The sequence below is a fragment of the Caulobacter sp. 602-1 genome (assembly GCF_003931565.1).
Taxonomy (GTDB): domain Bacteria; phylum Pseudomonadota; class Alphaproteobacteria; order Caulobacterales; family Caulobacteraceae; genus Caulobacter.
The window spans coordinates 126,486-149,662 of sequence record NZ_RRYI01000004.1 but is presented as its reverse complement, the minus strand read 5'-3'; the positions used below and the strand labels follow the sequence as shown (position 1 = coordinate 149,662).

General features: G+C 67.2%; 21 protein-coding genes, 1 tRNA gene and 1 pseudogene. 7 read left to right on the top strand and 16 right to left on the bottom strand.

Annotation, left to right across the window (positions count from 1 at the left end; all coding sequences use genetic code 11):
* Positions 1–31 precede the first annotated feature (31 nt).
* The gene (locus EIK80_RS13320; protein ID WP_125157491.1) at positions 32–1,816 is read right to left on the bottom strand and encodes an autotransporter assembly complex family protein; all 1,785 of its coding nucleotides are present in this window, start codon (positions 1,814–1,816) and stop codon (positions 32–34) included.
* Between the two features lie 258 nt (positions 1,817–2,074).
* Between EIK80_RS13320 and EIK80_RS13315 the strand changes: the two genes are divergently transcribed.
* The 3 genes from EIK80_RS13315 to EIK80_RS13305 are packed head-to-tail and all read left to right on the top strand — an operon-like array spanning position 2,075 to position 5,530.
* Entirely contained in the window at positions 2,075–3,598 is a 1,524-nt protein-coding gene (locus tag EIK80_RS13315) for a circularly permuted type 2 ATP-grasp protein (protein WP_125157490.1), read from the top strand.
* Positions 3,595–4,542: an alpha-E domain-containing protein gene (locus EIK80_RS13310; RefSeq protein ID WP_125157489.1), complete on the top strand. Its 948-nt coding sequence runs from the start codon at positions 3,595–3,597 to the stop codon at positions 4,540–4,542. Before EIK80_RS13315 ends, EIK80_RS13310 begins: the two co-directional genes overlap by 4 nt.
* A 10-nt stretch (positions 4,543–4,552) precedes the next feature.
* The gene (locus EIK80_RS13305) at positions 4,553–5,530 is read left to right on the top strand and encodes a transglutaminase family protein (protein WP_125157488.1); all 978 of its coding nucleotides are present in this window, start codon (positions 4,553–4,555) and stop codon (positions 5,528–5,530) included.
* Positions 5,531–5,534: 4 nt separating this feature from the next.
* On the opposite strand, the gene EIK80_RS13300 is transcribed toward EIK80_RS13305, so the two are convergent.
* The 5 genes from EIK80_RS13300 to EIK80_RS13280 form a co-directional block, all read right to left on the bottom strand.
* The gene (locus EIK80_RS13300) at positions 5,535–5,891 is read right to left on the bottom strand and encodes a PilZ domain-containing protein (protein ID WP_125157487.1); all 357 of its coding nucleotides are present in this window, start codon (positions 5,889–5,891) and stop codon (positions 5,535–5,537) included.
* Between the two features lie 107 nt (positions 5,892–5,998).
* On the bottom strand, positions 5,999–7,018 hold the full coding sequence (locus EIK80_RS13295) for a sulfate/molybdate ABC transporter ATP-binding protein (RefSeq protein ID WP_125157486.1): 1,020 nt from the start codon (positions 7,016–7,018) through the stop codon (positions 5,999–6,001).
* A 17-nt stretch (positions 7,019–7,035) separates the two neighbouring features.
* Positions 7,036–7,887: a sulfate ABC transporter permease subunit CysW gene (cysW, locus tag EIK80_RS13290; protein WP_125157485.1), complete on the bottom strand. Its 852-nt coding sequence runs from the start codon at positions 7,885–7,887 to the stop codon at positions 7,036–7,038.
* Positions 7,887–8,759: a sulfate ABC transporter permease subunit CysT gene (cysT, locus tag EIK80_RS13285; RefSeq protein WP_125157901.1), complete on the bottom strand. Its 873-nt coding sequence runs from the start codon at positions 8,757–8,759 to the stop codon at positions 7,887–7,889. The genes cysW and cysT overlap by 1 nt, the downstream gene beginning before the upstream one ends.
* A 264-nt stretch (positions 8,760–9,023) precedes the next feature.
* Positions 9,024–9,098 (bottom strand) — tRNA-Lys (locus EIK80_RS13280).
* 127 nt (positions 9,099–9,225) lie between these two features.
* On the opposite strand from EIK80_RS13280, the gene EIK80_RS13275 reads away from it, so the two are divergent.
* Positions 9,226–9,963, top strand: coding sequence for a hypothetical protein (locus tag EIK80_RS13275; RefSeq protein ID WP_125157484.1), 738 nt, complete (start codon positions 9,226–9,228; stop codon positions 9,961–9,963).
* Here the strand turns inward: EIK80_RS13275 and tgt are convergent.
* The gene (gene tgt, locus EIK80_RS13270) at positions 9,960–11,075 is read right to left on the bottom strand and encodes a tRNA guanosine(34) transglycosylase Tgt (protein ID WP_125157483.1); all 1,116 of its coding nucleotides are present in this window, start codon (positions 11,073–11,075) and stop codon (positions 9,960–9,962) included. The two genes, EIK80_RS13275 and tgt, sit on opposite strands and share 4 nt — an antisense overlap.
* Positions 11,076–11,077: 2 nt before the next feature.
* Complete coding sequence (gene queA, locus EIK80_RS13265) at positions 11,078–12,175, bottom strand: tRNA preQ1(34) S-adenosylmethionine ribosyltransferase-isomerase QueA (RefSeq protein WP_125157482.1); 1,098 nt, start codon at positions 12,173–12,175, stop codon at positions 11,078–11,080.
* 179 nt (positions 12,176–12,354) lie between these two features.
* On the opposite strand from queA, the gene EIK80_RS13260 reads away from it, so the two are divergent.
* Positions 12,355–13,332, top strand: coding sequence for an endonuclease/exonuclease/phosphatase family protein (locus tag EIK80_RS13260; RefSeq protein WP_125157481.1), 978 nt, complete (start codon positions 12,355–12,357; stop codon positions 13,330–13,332).
* Positions 13,333–13,385: 53 nt separating this feature from the next.
* Here EIK80_RS13260 and EIK80_RS13255 read toward each other — a convergent pair whose 3' ends face one another.
* The 6 genes from EIK80_RS13255 to gyrA form a co-directional block, all read right to left on the bottom strand.
* Complete coding sequence (locus tag EIK80_RS13255) at positions 13,386–13,853, bottom strand: peptidylprolyl isomerase (RefSeq protein WP_125157480.1); 468 nt, start codon at positions 13,851–13,853, stop codon at positions 13,386–13,388.
* 92 nt (positions 13,854–13,945) lie between these two features.
* A complete protein-coding gene (locus EIK80_RS13250) occupies positions 13,946–14,797 on the bottom strand; it encodes a peptidylprolyl isomerase (RefSeq protein WP_125157479.1) in 852 nt (283 codons plus the stop codon).
* A 1-nt stretch (position 14,798) separates the two neighbouring features.
* On the bottom strand, positions 14,799–15,629 hold the full coding sequence (locus tag EIK80_RS13245; RefSeq protein WP_125157478.1) for a peptidylprolyl isomerase: 831 nt from the start codon (positions 15,627–15,629) through the stop codon (positions 14,799–14,801).
* 107 nt (positions 15,630–15,736) lie between these two features.
* Positions 15,737–16,387 (bottom strand): glutathione S-transferase family protein, encoded by a 651-nt coding sequence (locus EIK80_RS13240; RefSeq protein WP_125157477.1) that lies wholly within the window; start codon positions 16,385–16,387, stop codon positions 15,737–15,739.
* 82 nt (positions 16,388–16,469) lie between these two features.
* Entirely contained in the window at positions 16,470–16,961 is a 492-nt protein-coding gene (gene coaD / locus EIK80_RS13235) for a pantetheine-phosphate adenylyltransferase (protein WP_125157476.1), read from the bottom strand.
* 30 nt (positions 16,962–16,991) lie between these two features.
* Entirely contained in the window at positions 16,992–19,751 is a 2,760-nt protein-coding gene (gene gyrA, locus EIK80_RS13230) for a DNA gyrase subunit A (protein WP_125157475.1), read from the bottom strand.
* Positions 19,752–19,875: 124 nt separating this feature from the next.
* On the opposite strand from gyrA, the gene EIK80_RS13225 reads away from it, so the two are divergent.
* Together EIK80_RS13225 and EIK80_RS13220 are read left to right on the top strand one after the other, a co-directional pair.
* Entirely contained in the window at positions 19,876–20,412 is a 537-nt protein-coding gene (locus EIK80_RS13225; protein ID WP_125157474.1) for a superoxide dismutase family protein, read from the top strand.
* Between the two features lie 43 nt (positions 20,413–20,455).
* Positions 20,456–20,941, top strand: coding sequence for a hypothetical protein (locus EIK80_RS13220; protein ID WP_125157473.1), 486 nt, complete (start codon positions 20,456–20,458; stop codon positions 20,939–20,941).
* Here the strand turns inward: EIK80_RS13220 and EIK80_RS13215 are convergent.
* Together EIK80_RS13215 and EIK80_RS13210 are read right to left on the bottom strand one after the other, a co-directional pair.
* A pseudogene (locus tag EIK80_RS13215) lies at positions 20,931–21,877 on the bottom strand (DMT family transporter). The gene EIK80_RS13220 and the pseudogene EIK80_RS13215 overlap by 11 nt on opposite strands.
* On the bottom strand, positions 21,874–23,136 hold the full coding sequence (locus EIK80_RS13210) for an adenosylmethionine--8-amino-7-oxononanoate transaminase (RefSeq protein ID WP_125157471.1): 1,263 nt from the start codon (positions 23,134–23,136) through the stop codon (positions 21,874–21,876). Before EIK80_RS13210 ends, EIK80_RS13215 begins: the two are co-directional and overlap by 4 nt.
* Positions 23,137–23,177 lie beyond the last annotated feature (41 nt).

Below are 23,177 nucleotides of genomic sequence, written 5' to 3'. Positions count from 1 at the left end.
TCCGCCAGGTCAGGCTTGTCGCGCTCCGTGCTCAAAAGCTTTGACCGATGCTGAGATAGACTTGGAAGGCGGGATCGCCCTTGCGGCGCCCCATGGGCACGGCGACGTCGGCGCGAATAGGGCCAAAACCCAGGTCATAGCGGACGCCAAGACCAGCGCCAGCCCGGAAGTCCTCGCGTTGCGGCGTATTGTGCGTGCCGATGGCGCCGGTGTCGATAAAGACCACGCCGCTCCATTTCGAGGTGATCTTCTGGCGCAGCTCGACAGAGGTCTCGACCAGCGAGATGCCGCCCTGCGGGGTGTTGTCGGTCAGGCGTGGCCCGATGGCCTGGTAGGAATAGCCTCGCACCGAGCCGCCGCCGCCGGCATAGAAACGCCGCGAAGCCGGAACGTCCTGGACGCCGCCACCGACAATGGCGCCCAGCTTCACACGGCCGGCGATCACGGTGCTGGCCTGCCGACCGAACGGGATATAGGCCGAGCCCTGGGTGGCCAGCTTCAGGTAGGGAACGGTCGTGTCGCCGACCACGTAGGTCGGCTCGCCCCGGGCCTCCAGACGCCAGCCGCGCTTGGGATCCAGAATGTTGTCCGAGAAGTCCCAGGCATAGGCCGCCAAGCCAGCGAAGGTCGCCAGATTCAGCTTGCGACCCGCCACCAGGCCGTTTCGGTTCACCTGCTCCTTGGTCTGGGAGATATCCAGCGAGACGCCGAAGGTGCGATAGGCGGTCGTCTGCCGTCGCTTGGTCAGGTCCACACCGACCGTGGCGCCGGTTTCGTTGTAGGCGTCGGTGTCGTTGCGGAATATGGCGCTGTTCAGCTTTAGCGTCTGCTGAGGCCGCCGCCAGTGCGGCAACGAGATCTCGGCCCCCAGGCGCTGCTCCAGTTTGGCGAATCTTAGGGCGTAGGTCGTGGTGTCGGCGCGCTTCAACCGGTTGTAACGGATCCAGCGCGCGTCGATGCCCGCGCCTTCGCTGGTCGAATAGCCGGCGCCCAGCTCGATGGTGCGCGACTTGCGATCCGCCAGGGTGACAACGACGGGGCGATAGCCCTCGGCCGTGGCCTTGTCCGTCCCCGCCAGCGAGACTGAGATCGAATCATAGACGCTGGTGTCGCGCAGGCGACGCTCCAGCTCGGCCACGTCCTCTGGATCGTAGACGTCGCCAGACACCCAGGGAGCCAAGCGACCAACCCAGGCGGCGTTGGTGCGCCCCTTGGTCACAAGCTCGATGCCGTCGAGATGGACCAGTTCACCGGCCGCGATCTTGAAGGCCGGCCGGACCGTGTGGTCGGCGTGGTCGACAATGACCTCGCGCGGCTCGGCGGCCGCGTCGGCATAGCCGAGCTTGGCCACCTGGGCGACGACACGCCCCTCGGCGCCCACGACATCCGCGGAACGGCCGGGCTCGCCCTCGGTCAGGCGCATGGCGGCGGCGGCGCGCTGGCGGGTGCCTTCATCCGGCGGCGCACCGGACCAGTCGATCCGCGGGTCGGCGATCAGGAACACGGGACCGGGCGTGATCTTGACCACGGCGCGCGGCGGCTCGCCGTCCAGGACATCGGGCTCGACGGTGTAGCCGTAGTAGCCCTCGGCCCTCAGGACGGCGATGGCGTCCTCGCCAGCCTGGCGGGCGCGTCGACGGGCTTCGGCCCGGCTTTGGGCGGACGTCTTGGATTGGGTGAGGGCGCGCTGGATGGCGTCACGCAGGTATCTGTCTTCGACACCTTGAATCTGGGCCATCGGCTCGTCGGCAAGCGCAGCCGAGGCGATAAGCCAAGTCGCCGCCGTCAACGCGAGGGTAGTCCGCCCAAGCACCAAATCACGTTCCCCGCGCGAAGCGCCCCCGGGCCCTGCTGTAGTCCGGGGTGGCGCCGCTGTCACGACAGGAAATGCAACGAACCTTGCCCGAGCGGCGCTTCTCAAAGCGGGCGAATGGCGCCCAAATGATAAGCAGTCATGCGCATCCACGTGGCGGACGTCGAATCCGGCGCGCATGGTGGTCGCTACACTCTAGAGTCGGGGACGGCGCGGGCTCACCGGTCCGCGCCCAAGGTTATGAGAAACGTGGATAAAAGCGTGGCGGCGAAGACCCAAACCCTCGTGGACGCACCGACCCTGCCGATGACGGAGGCGGCGTACCTGCCGGGGATCGCCTACGACGAGATGTTCACGCCCGAAGGCGAGGTCCGGCCGCACTACGATCCGCTGCATGGCCGCATGTCGACCCTCGGCGCCGAGGAACTGGCGGGGCGTCAGCGGACGCTGGAACGTTCGTTCCTGCTCCAGGGCATCACCTTCACCGTCTATGGAGCCGACAACACCACCGAGCGGGTCATGCCGACCGACCTGTTCCCACGCATCATCCCGGCGGCGGAATGGTCGAAGATCGAGGCGGGCCTGGCCCAGCGGCTGCAGGCGCTGAACCTGTTCCTGGCCGATATCTATGGCGACCAGCAGATCCTGATGGACGGCGTGGTTCCGCGCGAGCTCGTGCTGGGCGCGCCGTCGTATCGCCGCGAGATGCAGCACGTCTATGTGCCGCACAAGGCCTACGCCAATGTCTGCGGCAGCGACCTGATCCGCTGCCAGGACGGCCAGTTCGCGGTGCTGGAGGACAATCTTCGGGTCCCGTCCGGCGTCTCGTACATGCTGGCCAATCGCGACGCGGCCAAGCGGACCTTCCCCGGCACCTATCGGGCCGCTGGCGTGCGGCCGGTCGAGCGCTACCCCGACCTGCTGCTGGCCACGCTGAAGAGCATGGCCGCGGACTGGCGCGGCGACCCGCAGGTCGTGGTGCTGACGCCCGGCGTCTATAACAGCGCCTATTACGAGCACGCCTATCTGGCTCGGCTGATGGGCGTGCCGCTGGTCGAGGGCCGTGACCTCGTGGTGCACGAGAACATGGTCTATATGCGCACCACAACCGGCATCCGCCGGGTGGACGTGATCTATCGTCGGGTCGACGACGACTTCATCGATCCCCTCACCTTCCGGCGCGACAGCTCGCTGGGCGCGGCCGGTCTGTTCAACGCCTATCGCGCCGGCAATGTGGTGATCTGCAACGCGCCGGGCACCGGCGTCGCCGACGACAAGGCCGTCTACGCCTATGTTCCCGACATCATCCGCTACTATCTGGGCGAGGACGCCATCCTGCCCAATATCGAGACCTTCCTCTGCCGCGAACCGCGCCAGCTGGGTCACGTGCTCGACAATCTCGACAAGTACGTGGTCAAGGCGGTGGGCGCCTCGGGCGGCTACGGCATGCTGGTCGGCCCGCACGCCAGCCAGAAGGAGCGCGAGGAGTTCGCCCAGGCGATCAAGGCCGATCCGGACAACTACATCGCCCAGCCGACCATCCAGCTGTCGACCGCGCCGTGCCTGGTGGACGGCCGCATCGAGCCCCGTCACGTCGACCTGCGTCCCTTCATCCTGTCGGGCGAGAAGACCATCGTCACGCCCGGCGCCCTTACCCGCGTGGCGTTGAAGCGAGGCTCGCTGGTGGTCAATTCCAGCCAGGGCGGCGGCTCCAAGGACACCTGGGTTCTGGCCGAGGAGAACAGCCAGACCAATGGCCACGCCAATGGGAGCGCCCGCCCATGATGCTCGCGCGCGTGGCTGACAGCCTCTACTGGCTGGGTCGATACATCGAACGGGCCGAGCACCTTTCGCGCCTCTCCAGCGTCATGTTGAACGCGACCCTGGACCAGACTGACTCCGGCGCCCACGCGGTGCGGATCGCCATGGCCGCGGTGGGCGATCCCGCCGACGGTGTGGACGTCGGCTCTTTCGAGGCCGCCGAGGCCCTGGTCCTGGATCGCAGCGACACCAATTCGGTGGTCTCGTCCCTGGCCCGGGCGCGCGAGAACGCCCGCCAGGTCCGCGACCAGATCACCACCGAGACCTGGGAGCGCCTGAACCTGCTCTATCTGAAGGTCACGGACGACAAGGCCGCCAAGGAATTCTCGGACGGCTCGGCCAACTTCCTGCACGACGTCATCGCCGACCTGCACCTGTTCAAGGGCGCAGCCGACACCACCATGAGCCACGGCGAGAGCTGGCGGTTCATGATGCTGGGCATCTATATGGAGCGCGCGCAGCTGGTCTCGCGCCTGCTCGAAGTGTGCTTCGCCGAGAGCCCCGTGCACGGCCACGTCGACGACCACGTGGCCCTGGTCAGCGTGCTTCGGATGGCCTGCGCGCTGGAGCCCTATCTGCGGGTCTACACCGCCGAGATCGAACCACGACACATCCTCGAATTCCTGGTCTTCGACGAGGACTTCCCGCGCTCGATCCGCTTCGCCACCGCCCAGATCGAACAGCACCTGTCGGCCATGGCCCGCAACGCCTTCATCGGCGAACGCCCGGGTCCCGAGCGCCTCGCGGGCCGCCTCAAGGCCCGCCTGCAGTTCGCCGATGTCGACGAGCTGGAAGCCGTCGGGGCCGGACCGCTGCTGACCACCGTCGTCAACGAATGCGCGCGCATCCACGAAGCGATCTACGAGACCTTCGTGGCTTATCCGCTCGAAACGCGCTTGCCCGCATAGGACCGAACCCGTGCTGCTCGAAATCCGCCACGTCACCCAGTACCATTACGAGAAGCCCGTGCGGGAAAGCCTGATGGAGCTGTGGATGCAGCCTCAGAAGACCGCCCGCCAGCGCCTGGTCAGCTTCGAGCTGGACCTGGAGCCGGCCGCCCAGGTGTTCTCGTACGCCGACAGCTTCGGCAACGCCGTCTACCACTTCGACGTGCCCCAGCCCCACGACAAGCTGACCATCGTCGCCCGCTCGGCCGTCGAGACCGAGCCGACCGGCGAGCGTCCAGACTATCTGGACATGGGCGAGTGGGACCGCCTGCGCAGCGAGTTCGTGCGTGGCGAGTGCTTCGACTTCCTGCGCCCCCATGGCTTTGTCCGGACCACGGAAGCCCTGCGGACCTTCATTTACGAGCACAACCTGGACACCCTAAGGCGCAAGGACCCGCTGACAGCGGTCCGCACGCTGTCCGAAACCATCTACAGGGCGTTCGAATACCAACCGGGCGTCACCGACGCCGACAGCCCGATCGACCTGGCCCTGAGCGCCGGGCGCGGGGTCTGTCAGGACTTCGCGCATATCATGCTGGCCATCTGCCGCGAGTGGGGCATACCGGCTCGCTACGTGTCCGGCTACCTGTTCACCGATCGCGACGCCGGCGACCGTTCCGACCCGGACGCCACCCACGCGTGGGTCGAGGTGTTCCTGCCCAGCCTGCGCTGGGTGGGCCTGGACCCGACGAACAACATGATGACCAGCGAACGCCATGTCGGCGTGGCGGTCGGCCGCGACTATGCCGACGTCACCCCCTCACGCGGGGTCTACAAGGGGGATGCGGAGAGCCAGCTGGCCGTGGGGGTCACGGTCCGCCGCGCGAGGGCCGCCCTTGCCGAGCCGGAATTCCTGCGCATGGCCCGCCCGAGCTTCGCCGGCGGGCGTCGCCGACCCGACGCGGCGTTGAGGGAAGAACTTCACCAACAACAGCAACAGCAGCAATAGCGCCCTACTGAAGGATCTCCGGCGGCAGGTTGGCCGCGAACCGGCGGGCGATATCGAGAGCGCCGGCCGCGCCGCCCGCGCGAGGCCCCATGCGCTCGGTCTGCAGAAACTGCACGCCCACCTCGGCGCCCGAACGCCAGACGACATGCGCCAGATGCACCCGGCGCCCGCCGGCGTCGACGAAGATGAACTTGTCCGGCGGCGAGGCGATGCCGGCCGTCGACAGTCGCGCGCCCTTCTCGGCCACGTCCAGCAGCGAGCATTTCCACGAGCGCGGATCGTCGACGATGTAGATCTTGCGCGCCGCCGGCATCCGAGGATGCGCGCGGCGTTCAGCGCCCGAGGGCTCGACCATGACCATGCGACCTTAGAACTCCCGTCGAGTCGTCGACGACCTTAGCGCGAACGACGGTTCCACGCGCCAACCTTGAACGCCGTTCGTCCGATCCCTGTGTAACGGGTATAAACTTAGGCAGCGTAAACGTGGGCCTTGCGGGCGGCGATCTTCACCGTGCCCTGGAACCGGGGCGCTTCGGCGCGCGAGGCGCTGATCTCGATGGGGCGACCATCGGCGGCGGTGGCGTTGACCGTGGTCAGGGCGCCCTGCACATGGGCGCGGTCGACCCTCACCGCGAAGCCGCCATCGTCCAGCACGAAGTCGTGCGGCCGGACATAGGCCGTGGCCGAGCCGTCGCGAACGCCGCCGGCCGGCAGACGCAGCGCGCCGGCCTTGAATTCACCGCCGCCGACCTGCCCCTCGAAGCAGTTGGCCTCGCCGACGAAGCCGCAGACGAAGGCCGTTTCGGGCTGGTCGTGGACCTGATCGGGCGTGCCGATCTGCTCGATCGAACCCTTGTTCAGGATGGCCACGCGATCGGCCAGCTCCAACGCCTCCTCCTGGTCGTGGGTCACGAAGATGGTGGTGACGCCCGTGGCGTCGTGGACGCGGCGCAGTTCCTTGCGCAGAGACTTGCGGACCGTGGCGTCCAGAGCGCCGAACGGCTCGTCGAGCAATAGCACGCTAGGCTGCACCGCGAGGGCTCGCGACAGGGCCACGCGCTGGCGCTGACCACCCGAAAGCTGCGAGGGGTAGCGCTTCCCCAGGCCGTCCAGCTCGACCAGCTTCAGCAGATCCTCGACCCGTTGAGCGATCTCGGCCTTGGACGGCTTGTCCTTGCCCTTCCGCACGTCCAGGCCGAACGCGATGTTCTTGGCCACGGTCATATGCTTGAACAGCGCGTACTGCTGGAAGACGAAACCCACGCGGCGATCGGCCGCCGAAGCGAAGGTCACGTCCTCGCCATCGAACAGCACTTGGCCGGCGTCGGGGAACTCCAGGCCGGCGATCGTCCGCAGCAGCGTGGTCTTGCCCGAGCCCGAAGGTCCCAGCAGCGCCAGAAGTTCGCCGTCGGCGATCTCGAGATCGACCTTGCTCAGGGCAGGATAACGACCGAACTGCTTGTCGACGGAGCGGATGGAGATGGTCATTTGACTGCTAGGTCCGTTCAGTGTCCGCCGCGCCCGCGCACGCCGGGTTGGACGATTTCCAGCGCCGTCTTCAGCACCAGGGTCACCACGGCCAGCAGGCAAAGCAAGGCCGCGACGGCGAAGGCGCCGACGAAATCGTACTCGTTGTAGAGGATCTCGACGTGCAGCGGCATGGTGTTGGTGAGGCCGCGAATGTGGCCACTGACCACCGATACCGCGCCAAACTCGCCCATGGCGCGGGCGTTGCACAGCAGCACGCCGTACATCAGCCCCCAGCGGACGTTCGGCGCGGTCACCCGCCAGAAGGTCGTCAACCCGCTCGCTCCCATGGACACGGCGGCTTCCTCCTCCGCCGTCCCCTGCTCCTGCATTAGTGGGATCAGCTCGCGGGCTACGAAGGGGAAGGTGACGAAGACGGTCGCCAGCACGATGCCGGGCACGGCGAAGATGATCTTGATGTCGTTGTCGACAAGATAGTCGCCAAACCAGCCCTGCAGACCGAAGATCAGCACGTAGATAAGACCCGCCACCACTGGCGACACCGAGAACGGCAGGTCGATCAGCGTGATCAGCAGCGGCTTGCCCTTGAAGTCGTGCTTGGCGATCGCCCAGCTCGCGCACAGGCCGAAGGCGGCGTTGAACGGCACGGCGATCGCCGCGGTGATCAGGGTCAGCTTCACGGCCGCCAGGGCGTCGGCGTTGTTGATCGCGAGCAGCGCCGCGTCGAGACCCTTACGCAGGGCCTCGGCGAACACGGCGGCCAGCGGCAGGATCAGAACGAGGGCCAGGAAGGCCATGACCGTCCCGATCACCAGGACCTTGGCCCAGAGCGGATCCTCGGTGGCGCGACGGTGGGAAGCGGCCGCCATCAGTCGAACCTCCGCGCCCAGGCCTGAATGGCGTTGATGACCAAGAGCATCGTGAACGAGACCGTCAGCATCACCACCGCGATCGTGGCGGCGCGCGCGTACTCGAACTGCTCCAACTGGATGATGATCAGCAGCGGCGCGATCTCGGACTTGTAGGGCATGTTGCCGGCGATGAAGATCACCGAACCGTACTCCCCGACACCACGCGCGAAGGCCATGGCGAAGCCCGTCAGCCACGCGGGGGCCAAGGCCGGAAGGACGATCCGCAGGATGGTGTCGATCCGGTTGGCGCCCAGGCTGGCGGCGGCCTCTTCCACGTCCTCGGCGGCGTCGCGCAGAACCGGCTCTATGGTTCGGACCACGAACGGCAGGCCGATGAAGATCAGGGCGATGGTCACGCCCACCGGGTTGTAGGCCGCCTTTATGCCCAGGGGCGTCAGGAACTGCCCGACCCAGCCGGTCGGCGCGTAGAGCGTCGCCAGGGCTATGCCGGCCACGGCGGTTGGCAGGGCGAACGGCAGATCGACCAAGGCGTTGACCAGAGTCTTGCCCGGAAAGTCATAGCGCACCAGCGCCCAGGCGGTCAGCACGCCGAACACGCCGTTGATCACCGCCGCTACGAACGCCGCGCCGAAGCTCAGGCGATAGGCGGCCAATGACCGCTGCGACGTCGCCACGGCCCAGAACTCGGCTGGCGACTGTTGCGCGGCCTTCAGCACAACGGCGCTCAACGGAATCAGGACGATCAGAGACAGCACGGTCAACGTCACGCCCATGGTCAGGCCGAAGCCCGGAATGGCGGACCGTCGCCGGAACAATGTCCGCTTGCTCGGCGGCGCGGGCGGCCGGCGGGCGGCGGTCTCGGCGGTCATCGTCTGATCGTCGTCCAGGGTCCGGGCTCGCCACATGGCTCTAGGCAAAGGCTGAACGCGCAGAGCCCCATCCGGGTCCCGCGACGTCGTTGAAACTAGGCCGCTTAAATCTCTACCTCGACAATAGGGCAAACGAGAAAAGCGGGCATGGACGTGGAGAAAAACTGGCGCGCGAACCACAGGTCCGCATGAGCGAAAGGCCGAGATTGTCAGGGATCCGCGCCTTGCGCGCGACGAAAGCTCCAGAACATCAGAAGCTTGAATTGGTAGGCCGGGTGGGGTTCGAACCCACGACCATTCGATTAAAAGTCGAATGCTCTACCACTGAGCTACCGGCCCGCTCACGATCCGGCGGGGACCGGTGGAAGCGGCGCGGACCATAGTCGGGGGTCTTCGCGGTCGCAAGCATGGTTTCGCCGTTTTTCCGGTGGATGACGGCAAAGCTGTGAGCGGGTTAGGGTGAGTCATGCGTGGAACCTTGCTTTTGGCGGTCTTTTGCGGCGCGGCGCTGGCTGGAACGGCCGGCGCGCGCCAGCGACAAGAAACGCCGCCGCTGCTAGGCGCGGCTCCCCCACGGCAGGAAACCCCGGTCGAGCCGGTCGACGACGGACGAATCAAGTCGACCTCCGAGGCGAACCGAGAGGGCATCTCGGGCGCCATGAGCGCGCCGCTGCGCGATGTGAACATCGTCCGCACTAAGATCCCGCGCGTGCTGCTGGAGGCGATGGACGATCCCTATCAGCGCCCCGCCCGCGCCGACTGCGTGAGCCTGATCGCCCTGGTCGCGCCGCTCGACAGCGCCCTGGGCGAGGATATCGATCGTAATCCACCGGTCGACGGCGAGGATCTGATGGATCGCGGACGCAGGGCGGCTGGTCAGGCGGCGCTCGGCGCGCTCGCCAGCACCGCCCAGGACATGATCCCGATGCGCGGCTGGGTGCGGAAGCTGACCGGGGCCGAGCGGCACGACCGTCTGGTGCAGAGCGCCATCACCTCTGGCAATGTCCGCCGGGCCTATCTGAAGGGTCTGGGCGAGGCGCGCGGCTGCAATCCGCCGGCCACGCCGCAGCATAAGCCGCCGGCCGCCCCCGTGGTCGTCGACCCGGGCATGCCGCCGCCACGCGATCCCTACGGCCCGCGCAAGCCCCGTTTCCCGATCGTGAAGGAGGAGGCGCCGACAGTGCCTCAGGGACCGAGGAACTAGCCTTCGTTCAGGTGCCGGGCGCGGAAGTCGCGGCGGAATTGTTCGAACCGCCCCTCGGCGATCGCCGCGCGCATCGCCGCCGTCAGCGCCTGGAAGAAGGCGATGTTGTGCCAGGACAGCAGCACCTGTCCCAGGATCTCCTCGGCCTTGAACAGGTGGCGCAGATACGCCTTCGAGTAGTCGCGGCTGGCCGGGCAATCGCTGTCCGGATCCAGCGGCGTCTCATCCTCGGCGAACTTGGCGTTCTTCAGGTTGATGGCGCCGTCCCAGGTCCAGGCCTGGCCGTGACGGCCCGAGCGGGTCGGTAGCACGCAGTCGAACATGTCGACACCGCGCGCCACGGCCTCGACCAGGTCGATCGGCTTGCCGACGCCCATCAGGTAGCGCGGACGATCCTCGGGCAGCAGGCCTGGCGCGTAGTCCAGCACATCGCACATCGCCTCGTGCCCCTCGCCCACCGCCAGACCACCGATGGCGTAGCCGTCGAAGCCGATCTCCCGCAGGCGATCGGAAGACTCGCGGCGCAGATTCTCGAACGTCGAGCCCTGCTGGATGCCGAACAGCACCTGGCTGTCGCGCGTCCCGAAGGCGTCCTTCGAGCGCTGGGCCCAGCGGGCGGACAGTTCCATGCCCTTGCGCGCCCTCGCCTCCTCGGCCGGCCAGGCGACGCACTCGTCCAACTGCATGACGATGTCGCTGCCGAGCAGATCGGCCTGGATCTCGATCGAGCGTTCGGGGGTCAGCACGTGCTTGGAGCCGTCGACGTGGCTGGAGAAGGTCACCGCCTCCTCGGTCAGCTTGCTGATCCCAGACAGCGACATGACCTGGAAGCCGCCGCTGTCGGTCAGGATCGGCTTGTCCCAGCGCATGAACTTGTGCAGCCCGCCCAGGCGCGCCACCCGCTCGGCCGATGGTCGCAGCATCAGGTGGTAGGTATTGCCCAGGATGATGTCCGCCCCGGTGTCCTTAACCTGGTCAACGGTGAGGGCCTTCACGGTGGCGGCAGTGCCCACGGGCATGAAGGCCGGCGTGCGGATGTCGCCGCGCGGGGTCTTCAGGACGCCGGTGCGGGCCTTGCCTTCGGTGGCTTTGATCTCGAAGGGAAACGCCATGCTCAAGTCTCGTTCCTGAACAATAGGCTGCCATCCCCGTAGGAATAGAAGCGGTAGCCCGTCGATATGGCGTGTTCGTAGGCCGCGCGCATGGTCGCCGATCCGGCGAAGGCGCTGACCAGCATGAACAGGGTCGACTTGGGCAGGTGGAAATTGGTCATCAGCACATCGGCGGCGCGGAAGCGATAGCCCGGCGTAATGAAGATGGCCGTCTCGTCGGCGAACGGCCGCACGATCCCGTCTTCCCCCGTGGCGCTCTCCAGCAGGCGCAGGGACGTGGTGCCGACGCAGACGATGCGGCCGCCAGCGGCGCGGACGGTGTTCAGGGCGTTGGCGACGTCGGCCGTCACCTCGCCGAACTCGGCGTGCATCTTGTGCTCGGAAACGTCGTCGGTCTTGACCGGCAGGAAGGTTCCCGCGCCGACGTGCAGCGTCACGAAGTGCAGGGAGACACCCTTGGCCTTCAGAGCTTCGAGCAACTGCGGCGTGAAGTGCAGGCCGGCGGTCGGGGCGGCCACCGACCCGTCCTCGCGGGCGTAGACGGTCTGGTAGTCGGCGCGATCGCGCTCGTCCTCACCCCGCTTGGCGGCGATATAGGGCGGCAGCGGCATGTCGCCGTGCCTGGCGATGCCGACATCGAGGTCCGGGCCGGAGACGTCGAAGGCCAGTACGACCTCGCCGCCGTCGTGCTTTTCAGCGACGGTGGCGTCGAGCCGATCACCCTCGCAGGCGCGGTCTTCACGAGAACCGAACGCCACACGGTCGCCGACCTTCAGCCGCTTGCCCGGGCGCATGAAGGCGCTCCAGCGGCTGGGCGAGACGCGGCGGTGCAGGGTCGCCTCGACGGCCACGGGCGTGCCGTCCGCCCCGCCGGTCGTGCGGCCCTCGCGCAGGCCGGACAGGCGCGCGGGGATCACGCGCGTATCATTGAACACCAGGGCGTCGCCCGGGCGCAGGAAGTCGGGCAATTCGCGGACAATGTGGTCGGCGAGTTCTTCCCCCGGACGGACCACCAGCAGGCGCGCGGCGTCGCGCGGCTCGGCCGGGCGCAGGGCGATATGATCCTCGGGTAGGTCGAAATCGAAGTCGGAAAGGCGCATGGGCGGGCTTCAAGCGCACGATGGGCCAAGGACGTCAAGACATAGGTCCTCGATCGATGGCAAGCAGGTGACACTCCGCGCCACGACAACCCGCTCAGCGGAGCCGCAACCTCGACTTCTTCCGCCGTCCGGCGCGCAAGGCGACGCATCCTTTACGGAAGGCATGGTATGGGCGGCGCATGCGCCTGATCGTCCAGCTCCTGAGTCTCCTTGTTCGCGGCACGGCCTTGATGCTGGGTCTGGTCGGCGCGGGCCTGGCTATCGCCTGCCTGGGCGGAGCCTGGAGCGATCGGCTGGACGCCTTCACCCACGTCGCCCCGTTGTGGCTGATGATGGGCGTCGGCGCGCTGGCGCTGGGCGGCGTCTTCGCGCGCGGCGGCGAGCGCTGGGTGATGGTCGGGCTGGGCGCGACGACGATCCTGGCCTGCGCCGTTCTGATGCTGCCGGAATACTGGGCCGCCTGGCGCTTTAAGCCGACGACGCCCGCCGCCAGCGACCTGAAGATCATTCAGTTCAACGTCTGGCACGACAACCGCACGCCCGAGAAGAGCCTGGCCTGGATCCTGTCGCAGGACGCCGATGTCGTGCAGATCGAGGAAGGCGGCGGCGACTCCTGGCCAATCGTGAAGGGCCTGCGTGACGCCTATCCGTTCGCCTCCTGTGACAAGATCACCCGCTGCGAGACTTGGATCTTCTCGCGCAAGAAGATGCTCGCGCGCGGCGGCATGCCGACGCCGCAGCCCTATCTGGCCGGCGCCTGGGCGACCCTGGCCGATCCCAAGGGCGCCTTCACCGTCGTCGCCACGCACTATACCTGGCCCCTGCCGGCCGGCCTTCAACAGGCCCAGAGCCGCAAGCTGGCCCAAACCCTGGCGCCGTTCGGGCAGAAGAGCACCATCCTGAGCGGCGATTTCAACTCCACGCCCTGGTCGTGGACCCTCAAGCGCCAGGACAAGGCGCTGGGCCTGCGCCGCTGGACCCGCGCCCTGCCCTCGTGGCCAGCCGGCAAGTTCTCGCGCGTGATGGCCGCCCCCGCCCCTTTCCTGCCGATCGACCACGTCTATGCCGGCAGCGAGTGGCACGCGGTCAGCGTCGAGCGCGGTCCGTCGCTAGGCTCGGACCACCGGCCGATGGTCGTGACGCTGCGCCGCAAATAGAAACGGCCCCGGACCAAGTCCGAGGCCGTTTCCAGATCAATGCGCGCGAACGCTTAGGCGTCGGCGGCGATCTTGGCGCTGATGATCTTGCCCGGCGCGCGCGGCGGCTCGCCCTTCGGCAGGGCGTCGACATGTTCCATGCCCTCGGTCACCTGGCCCCAGACGGTGTATTGCTTGTCCAGGAAGGTGGCGTCGTCGAACACGATGAAGAACTGGCTGTTGGCCGAGTCCGGGTTCGGGGTGCGGGCCATCGACACCACGCCACGCACGTGCGGCTCGTCGTTGAACTCGGCTTTCAGGTCCGGCTTGTCCGAACCGCCACGGCCGGTGCCCGACGGATCGCCGCCTTGGGCCATGAAGCCCGGGATCACGCGGTGGAAGACGACGCCGTCATAGAAACCTTCGCGCACCAGTTCCTTGATCCGCGCCACGTGGCCTGGAGCCAGGTCGGGACGAAGCTTGATCGTGACCGGACCGCTCTCGAGGGTCAGGATCAGGGTGTTTTCGAGATCGGCCGACATGGTCTTCCCTTGGGTGACAAGTGTTGTGAACGCGCTTCTAGCGCGGTTCACGCCCCCGTGTGAACCAAGTTGAGGCCCGAAACCGTTCGGTCTCAGCGAACCTCGACCGGAAGATCGAGATCGCAGACCGAGAAATCGGCGCCTTTCAGCTTACGAAGGCGCTGGGTTTCGGCGGCGAACCAGGCGCCCTTCGGGTCGATTACCCGCACCTTCGGACGCTGGCTTTCGGGAATGTCCGACAGCAGACGAACCTTTTGCATCTGGTCCTGCGGGGCCGGAACGGGCTCGCCGGTCTTGATGGCGCGCACGGCGTCCAGCCCGCTGATCACGCGGCCAAAGGCGGTGTAGCGTTTGTCCAGCGATGGATAGGGCTGGCGCATCAGGAAGAACTGGCTGTTGGCCGAGTTGTTGTCCTCGTCGCGGGCCATACCGATCACGCCGGGGCAGTAGGTTCCCCAGGCCGAGACCTTCTTGTCGGCGGTCATGTCGCTCCAGGTCCAGGCCTGACTGAAGACCGGCAATGATTTCAGGTAGCCGACCTCCAGGCCGGCCGGCGCGGCCATGGCCACGAATGGCGTCTCGGCGCCGCGTCGGAAGGTGAACTCGGCCTTGAGGTTTGGCTTGTCGGAGCCGCCTTCGCCCGTATTGGTCGGATCGCCCGTCTGGGCCATGAACCTGTCGATGACCCGGAAAAAGGTGCGGCCGTCATAAACGCCCGCGCGGGTCAGGTCCTGCAGCCGCGCCACGTGATTGGGCGCGACCTCCGGGATCAGCTCGACCAGCACCCGCCCCTTGTTGGTGTCGATCACCATCACCGTGTCTGGAGCCGGCGTCCGCCAGTCCTGCTCGGCGGGCTTGGCCGGGGTCGAGGGCGTCGCCGCGAGGGCAGGACCGGTGATGACCGCCAGGCAGAGCCCGGCCAGGAGCGCGCGCGAGAAGATCATGTCACTTAATTTGCACGGGGACGTCGACGTCGCAATTGGTGAAGCTGGGGCCCATCTCGGCCTGGCGTTTGGTCACCAGAGCCTTGAAGGCGGCGCCGCGGGTATCCATCACCTGGATCGAGGGACGCTTGTCGGCTGGCAGATCGGCCAGCATCTTCACGCTGATCATCTTGTCCTGCGGATCGGGCACGGGCTCGCCGGTTTTGATGTTGCGCACGACGTCCAGACCCGACAGCACGCGACCGAAGGCGGTGTAGGTCTTGTCCAGCGAGGCATTGGGCTGGCGCATGAAGAAGAACTGGCTGTTGGCGCTGTTGGGATCGCCGGCGCGGGCCATGCCCAGCACGCCCGAGCAGAAATTGCCCCAGCTGGCCACCTTGCGATCCGCGGTCATTACGGCCAAGGCCGAGTTCTGACTGGTCATCGGCATTGCGCCGATCCAGCCGAGCTCGCTGCTGCCGACCTTGAAGCCCGCGCTCAGCGGCAGGTCCATGCCACGGCGGAAGGTGAACTCGGCCGTCAGGTTGGGCAGGTCCGAACCGCCCTCGCCGGTGTTCTTCGGGTCGCCGGTCTGAGCCATGAAGTCGCCGATGACCCGGAAGAAGGTCAGGCCGTCATAGAACCCGCTCTTCACCAGGCCGCGCACGCGCTCGACATGGTTGGGCGCGGCGACAGGATCCAGTTCGGCGATGATCCGGCCCTTGTTGGTCTCGACGACAATGACGTTGTTCGGATCAGGCGTGCGCCAGTCCGAGCCCGCAGGAGAGGCGGTCTGAGCCGTGGCCGTCGTAGCGACAAGCGCCAGGGCGGCGGCGGTCATGGCGAGCTTCATGGAAATCCCCGAACAGAATAGTCGGGCGTCGGCGTAGAACGCCACGGTCGCCCCGACAAGTGCGACGACCTTTCAACCGCACGATTCCGGCTGGAACGGGGCGACGGCTACGCTTCCGATGCGGCCTTGAAGACCGCCAGTTGATCGTCGAAGGCGCGTCGGAAAGCCGGGCGAGCCTCGGCGCGCGCGACATAGGCCGAGAGGCTCGGATAGTCTCCCAAGATCCCGGAGGAACCCAGCCGACGCAACACCACGACCATCATCAGGTCGCCGGCGCTGAAGTCGCCGTCCAGCCAGTCCGCGTCGCCCAGGCGCTCGGCCAGTTGATCCAACCGCGCGCGGACCGACTGCTCCAGCATCGGTTGACGCGCCGCGAACCAGGGCTTGTCACGCTCCAGGATCGTGGCCATGCCGAATTCCACGATCGGCGGCTGAACGGTGCTGACGGCCGCGAACATCCAGGTCAGCGCTCGCGCCCGAGCGTTGGCGTCGTCCGGCAGCAAGCCGGCATGGCGCTCGGCGATGTGGAAAACGATGGCGCCGGACTCGAACAGAACCAGGTCGCCGTGCTCATAGGTCGGGATCTGGCCGAACGGCTGCAACGCCAAGTGCGCGGGGGCCTTCATTTCGGAGAAGGCGACCAGGCGAACGTCGTAGGGCTGACCCACTTCCTCCAGCGCCCAGCGGACGGCCATGTCCCGCGCCAAACCGCGGCCGCGATCGGGCGATTGCTTGAAGGCGGTGATGGTCGGGCTCATGAAGCGGCCTCCGGGCTGTCGCTGTCCCGAAGAACGAACGACCGGGCGGCGTTCCGACGCCGCCCGGTCGAAAAATCTTCGATCAGGCCCTGCCAACCTTGGCCAGCAGTTGCTCGGCGACGCCTGCCGGCACGAACTTGGTGATATCGCCGCCCAGAGCCGCGATCTCCTTGACCAGGCGCGAGGCGATCGCCTGGTGGCGCGGATCGGCCATCAGGAAGACCGTCTCGATCTCGCGATCCAGCTGCTGGTTCATCGCCGTCATCTGGAATTCGTATTCGAAGTCGGCCACGGCCCGCAGGCCGCGCACGATCATCTGAGCATGCACGTCGCGAGCGAAGTGCATCAGCAGGCTCTCGAACGGCCGAACCTCGATCTGGGCGATCTTGGTCAGGTGGGCCGTTTCCTTCTCAAGAATGGCGACCCGCTCATCCAGCGAGAACAGCGGCCCCTTGCCGATGTTCACCGCCACGCCGATCACCAGCTTGTCGACCAGCTTCACGGCCCGACCGATGATGTCGAGATGACCGTTGGTGACCGGATCGAAAGTCCCCGGATAAAGCCCAACCCGCATGCAGCCCCCTTCCTCTAAGGGTTCGAGGGTTTACGGGGTCTCGTCCGCCCCGCTGTCCTCGCCCTGGTTGTCGTCTCCGCCGGAATCGGCGAGGCGTTCGACGCTGACGACATGCTCGTCCTGCGCGGTGCGGAAGATGGTTACGCCCTGAGTATTCCGCGCTGCAACACGAATTTGCGAGACCGGCACCCGGATGAGCTGGCCCTGGTCGGTCACCAGCAGGATCTGGTCGCTATCGTCGACCGGGAACGAACCCACCAGACGGCCGCCACGCTTGCTGAGATCCTGCGCCGCCAGACCCTGGCCGCCACGGCCCGTGCGGCGGAAGTCGTAGGCGCTGGTGCGCTTGCCGAAGCCTTCGGACGACACGGTCAGCAGGATCTCTTCGGCCGCGCCCAGTTCGGCGATGCGTTCCGGCGTCAGGGAGGCTTCCCCGACCTCGTCCTCGCCCTCCTCGACAGGCGCCGAGGCGTCTTCGCCCTCGTCGCCGTCCGTGGCGCGCAGCATGGCGCGCTGGTGCTTGAGATAGGCGGCGCGTTCGGCCGGCGTGGCGTCGACGCTACGCAGGACGGCCATCGAGATGACCGTGTCGCCCTCGGCCAGCCTCACGCCGCGAACGCCGGTCGAATCGCGGCTGGCGAACACCCGCACCTCGTCGACCGAGAAGCGAATGCAGCGGCCGGCCGCCGTGGTCAGCAGCACGTCCTGATCGCTGTTGCAGACGGCGACGCCGACGATGCCGTCGCCTTCGTCCAGCTTCATGGCGATCTTGCCGTTGCGGCGGACATCGACGAAATCGCTGAGCTTGTTGCGACGCACGCTGCCCGAGCGGGTGGCGAACATCACGTCCAGGCCGCCCCAGGTGGCCTCGTCCTCCGGCAGGGTCAGGATCGAGGTGATCGTCTCGCCCGGCTCGATCGGCAGCAGATTGACGAACGCCTTGCCGCGCGAGTTGGCGGCGCCTTGCGGCAGGCGCCACACCTTCATCTTGTAGACCTTGCCGCCCGAGGTGAAGAACAGCAGCGGCGCGTGGGTCGAGGCCGAGAACACGCGGGTGACGGCGTCCTCGGTCTTGGTCGCCATGCCCGACTTGCCTTTGCCGCCCCGATGCTGCGTGCGGTAGTTGGCCAGCGGCGTGCGCTTGACGTAGCCGCTCATGGTGACGGTGATGACCATGTCCTCGCGGACGATCAGGTCCTCGTCTTCCATGTCGGCGTCGCCGTCGACGATCTGGCAGCGGCGCGGAATGGCGAACTTCTCGCGAACCTCGACCAGTTCCTCGCGGACAACGGCCATGATGTTGGCGCGGTCGGACAGCAGATCGAGATAGCCGCGGATGGCGTCGGCCAGGGCGGCCGCTTCGCTGCCGATCTCGTCGCGCCCCAGGCCCGTCAGGCGCGACAGGGTCAGGGCCAGGATGGCGCGGGCCTGCTCGTCGGTCAGGCGGATCAGGCCGCCGTCTTCCTGCAGGGTGCGAGGATCCGCGATCAGTTCGACCAGCGGCAGCATGTCGCCGGCCGGCCAGGACTTGGCCACCAGGCGCTCGCGGGCCTCGGTCGGGTCCTTGGACGAGCGGATGATGTGGATGAACTCGTCGATGTTGGCGACGGCGATGGTCAGGCCGACCAGCACGTGGCCGCGATCGCGGGCCTTGCCCAGTTCGAACTTGGTCCGGCGGACGACGACTTCCTCGCGGAACGTCACGAACAGCTGCAGCAGCTTGTGCAGGCCCATCTGCTCGGGGCGGCCGCGGTTCAGGGCCAGCATGTTGACGCCGAACGAGCTCTGCAGCGCCGTGAAGCGGTACAGCTGGTTCAGGATCACCTCGCCCGAGGCGTCGCGCTTCAGCTCGACCACGATGCGCATGCCGTCGCGGTTCGACTCGTCGCGGATGTCGGCGACGCCCTCGATCTTCTTTTCGCGGACCAGTTCGGCGATGTGCTCGACCAGATTGGCCTTGTTCACCTGATACGGGATCTCGGTGATGATGATGGCTTCGCGACCGGCGCGGATCTCATCGACGGCGGCCACGCCGCGCATGATGACCGAGCCGCGGCCCGTCAGCAGCGCCTGGCGCGGACCCGCGCGGCCGATGATCTCGCCGCCCGTCGGGAAGTCGGGACCGGGCACCAGGTCCAGCAGTTGGTCGGTGGTGACGTCCGGCTCATCGATCAGCAGCAGGCAGGCGTCGATGATTTCGCCGAGGTTGTGCGGCGGGATGTTGGTCGCCATGCCGACGGCGATGCCGCCTGCCCCATTGACCAGCAGGTTCGGGATCCGCGACGGCAGGACGGTCGGTTCCTGCTCCTTGCCGTCGTAGTTGTCGGCGAAATCGACCGTGTCCTTGTCCAGATCGGCCAGCAGCGACATGGCCGGCGGGGCCATGCGGCATTCCGTGTAACGCATGGCGGCCGGCATATCGCCGTCGACCGAGCCGAAGTTGCCCTGACCGTCGATCAGCACCAGGCCCATCGAGAACGACTGGGTCATGCGGACCAGGGTGAAGTAGATCGAGGCGTCGCCGTGCGGGTGATACTTACCCATCACGTCACCGACCACGCGGGCCGACTTGACGTACGGACGCTCAGGCGTCTGCCCCTGCTCGTGCATCGAGAACAGCACCCGCCGGTGCACTGGCTTCAGGCCATCGCGCGCGTCTGGCAAGGCGCGACTGACGATCACGCTCATCGCGTAGTCGAGATACGAACGACGCAGTTCGTCCTCGATGTTGATGGGCGCTACGTCCCCGCCCGGAGCATCAGGGGGGAGAGTGTTTTGATCGTCGCTCAAGGGGATTTTTCGCCGTCAGAATCGGACACGGAACCGTCGAAAACAGTTAGCATTCGGATGGGGAAGGCGCCACCTTTCCGGCCGCTGCATCCCGTCCGTTTGCTTGAATCCGAAGGAAAAACGCATGATCCGCCTCCCCACCGCGACCACGCTCGCCCTCGCCGCTCTGATCGCCGCTTCGTCCGGCGCCGGCGCCGCTTGGGCCCAGACCTCCGCGACCGCCGTGGTGAAGACTGGCGACGGCAAGGACGCCGGCGTGGTCACGCTGACCGAGGCCCCTCATGGGGTGCTGCTGAAGCTGGAACTGAAGGGCCTGACGCCGGGCTGGCACGCGGTGCACTTCCACGAAAAGGGTGACTGCGGCGCGCCGGACTTCAAGTCGGCCGGCGCCCACGTCCACACCGCCGCCACCACCATCCACGGCCTGCTGAACCCCGAGGCCAACGACAGTGGCGACCTGCCCAACGTCTTCGCCGGCGCTGACGGTTCGGCCACGGCCGAGGCCTATTCGACCCTGGTGTCGCTGAAGGGCGCGGGCGGCCGCCCCGCCCTGCTGGACGCCGACGGCTCGTCGATCGTCGTCCACGCCAGCCCCGACGACCACAAGAGCCAGCCGATCGGCGACGCCGGCGCGCGCGCCGCTTGCGGCGTGTTCAAGTAAGGCTCTAGGTTCCCGCCACGGTTCTGTTCGTGGCGGGGATCCCATGCGTACCTGGCGGCTGTCGCTTCTCGCCGTTCTGCTGGCCGCGACGGCCGCCTGCCACGACGCCAAGACGCCTAAGGACGCCAAGCCGCCAGAAAGGCCGGCGGTCAGTCCTCCGTCGACGGAACTCGTCTCGCTCGCCTGGAAGCCGACGAGCGGCGACCAGAACCTTCAGTCCTTCGAGCTGCGCCTGACCGGCGCCGAGATCGTCTCGCTCTGCAACAAGCCGCCCGGCTGGATCGTCGAGGGCGCGGGTGACAAGATCAAAGGCTACGCCACGGTCGGCGCGGGCTTCGTCGGCGTCGAGCATCTGGACGACCTCGACGGCCTCTTCCTGATTCAGACCAAAGCTGGCCAGCCCCTAGGGGTCAGCGGCAAGCTGCTGACGGGCGTCTACGCCGACGACGGCGGTCAAAGCGAACTGGCGGCGACGCCCGCCCTCCTCCGGCGCGAGCCCGCCGTCGAATGTCCGCCGCCTAAGGGTTAGCGGTCTCGGCCACCGCCACGGCGGTCTTGGCGCGCTTTTCGGTCAGGGCCACCAGCGCCACGCCGACCATGGTCGCGCCGCCGCCGATCAGCAACTGAGCCGTCAGCCTGTCGCCCAGGAGCAGCACGCCGATCGTGCACGAGACCAGCGGTGTAAGCAGGAAGTAAGGCGTCACCCGCCCGGCCTCGCGGCGCTGGACCAGCCAGAACAGCAGGGCGCTGGCCCCGATGGTCGAGACCACGCCGGCGAACAGCACGCACAGCCAGGCGATCGGCGGAGCGGCCTGCATCTTCTCGACCTGGTTTGTCTCGAACACGGCCGACATGGTCAGCAGCACCGGCGCGGCGACCAGCGCCGTCATGCCCTGCAGCTTCAGCGGCTTGATGCCGGGCGTCTTGCGCACCAGCACCGTGGCCACGGCCCAACAGGCGCTGGCGAAGACAATCAGCAGGATCGCCGGCAGGTCGCGCGCTCCGTGCGGGTCCAGGCTCATCCACGCCACGCCGACGAAGGCGACCACCAATCCGACAACCGCCGGCGCTCGCATCGTCTCGCCGAGCATCCGCCAGGCGAAGATGGCGGTGAACGGGATCCAAAGCTGACTGGCAACCACGAGCGGGCTCAGAGCATCGGCCATGCTGAAGGCGATATAGATCACGCCGAAATGGATCGGCCCGGTCAGCAGTACGATGGTCAGCAGCTTCCTCGGCTCGGGAAACGGCGGCCTGATGAACGGGAACAGGAAGGCCAGAGCCGAGGCGAACCTCAGCCCGCCCATCAGCATCGGCGGCAGATAGTGCGTCGCCACCTTGGCGGCGGCGTTATTGATCCCCCAGGTCAGGATGATCCCCAATATCGCGAGGTATTCCAGACCGGTCAGTGGAGACGACTTGGAGGACATGAGGGGCTTGGACCAGACCAGGCTCTCCGGGTCAATAAACGCCGACCACCTGGCGGATGGCCGCGGTCAACCGCTCGAGATCCTCGTCCGGCGTGTTGAAGGCCGGCGTGAGATAGACGACCTTGCCCATCGGCCGGATCCAGACGCCCAGCTCGGCGAAGCGCGCGCAAAGCGCGCCCACCGCCACGGGCGCATCGAACTCGACGACGCCGAGCGCCCCAAGGGTTCGGATATCGACGACGCCACGTCCCGCCCGGCAAAGTTCCAGCCCGTCGGCCAGGGCTGCGGAAACCCGCGCTACATTGGCCGCCCAGGACCCATCCTCGAACAGGTCCAGCGAGGCGTTGGCCGCCGCGCAGGCCAGCGGATTGGCCATGTAGGTCGGACCGTGCATCAGGGCCGCGCCCGGATCATCGGACCAGAAGGCCTCGAACACCCTGCGCGAGGCCACGGCCGCCGACAACGGCAGGGTCCCGCCGGTCAGGGCCTTGGACAGGGTGACGATATCGGGCTCGATCCCCGCTGCCTGCATGGCGAACAGGGTTCCGGTGCGACCGAAACCCGTGAAGATCTCGTCGAAAATCAGCAGTACGCCATGCTTGTCCGCGAGACGGCGCAAGGTTCGCAGCACCTCCGGCGAATGCAGCAGCATGCCGCCCGCGCCCTGGACCAGCGGCTCGATCAGGATCGCCGCGATCTCGTGGCCGCGCGCGGTCAGCAACGCGTCGAGCGCCGCCTCGCTCGCCGCATCGCGCGGCAGGTCGGCGATCACCTGTTCGGGCATGACGCCGGCGAACAGGCTGTGCATCCCCTCCTCCGGGTCGCAGACCGTCATCGTCGCCAGGGTGTCGCCATGATAGCCGCCCCGGAAGGCTAGGAACTTCGTGCGTCCTTCGACCCCGCGATTGATCTGGAACTGCAGGGCCATCTTCATGGCGATCTCGACCGAGACCGAGCCGCTCTCGGCGAAAAACACGTGGTCCAGGTCGCCCGGCAGCCTCTTCGCCAGCCGCGCCGCCAGGCGATAGGCCGGCTCATGCGCCAGGCCTCCGAACATCACGTGCGGCATGGTTTCGACCTGCGCCCGCAAGGCGTCGGCGATATGCGGATGGTTGTAGCCGTGGCAGGCCGTCCACCAGGAAGCCAGGCCGTCGACCAGCTCTCGCCCATCGGCCAGGATCAACCGCGAGCCCCGCGTCGCCACGACGGGCAGCGGCGGGCGCGCCGTCTTCATTTGGCAGTAGGGCCGCCAGACATGGGGCGCGCCAGCGGTCAGCCAGGCTGGATCGGACATGACGGTTTCCGTTTGCGGACTCGGGGCGCTCTGCCTATTCC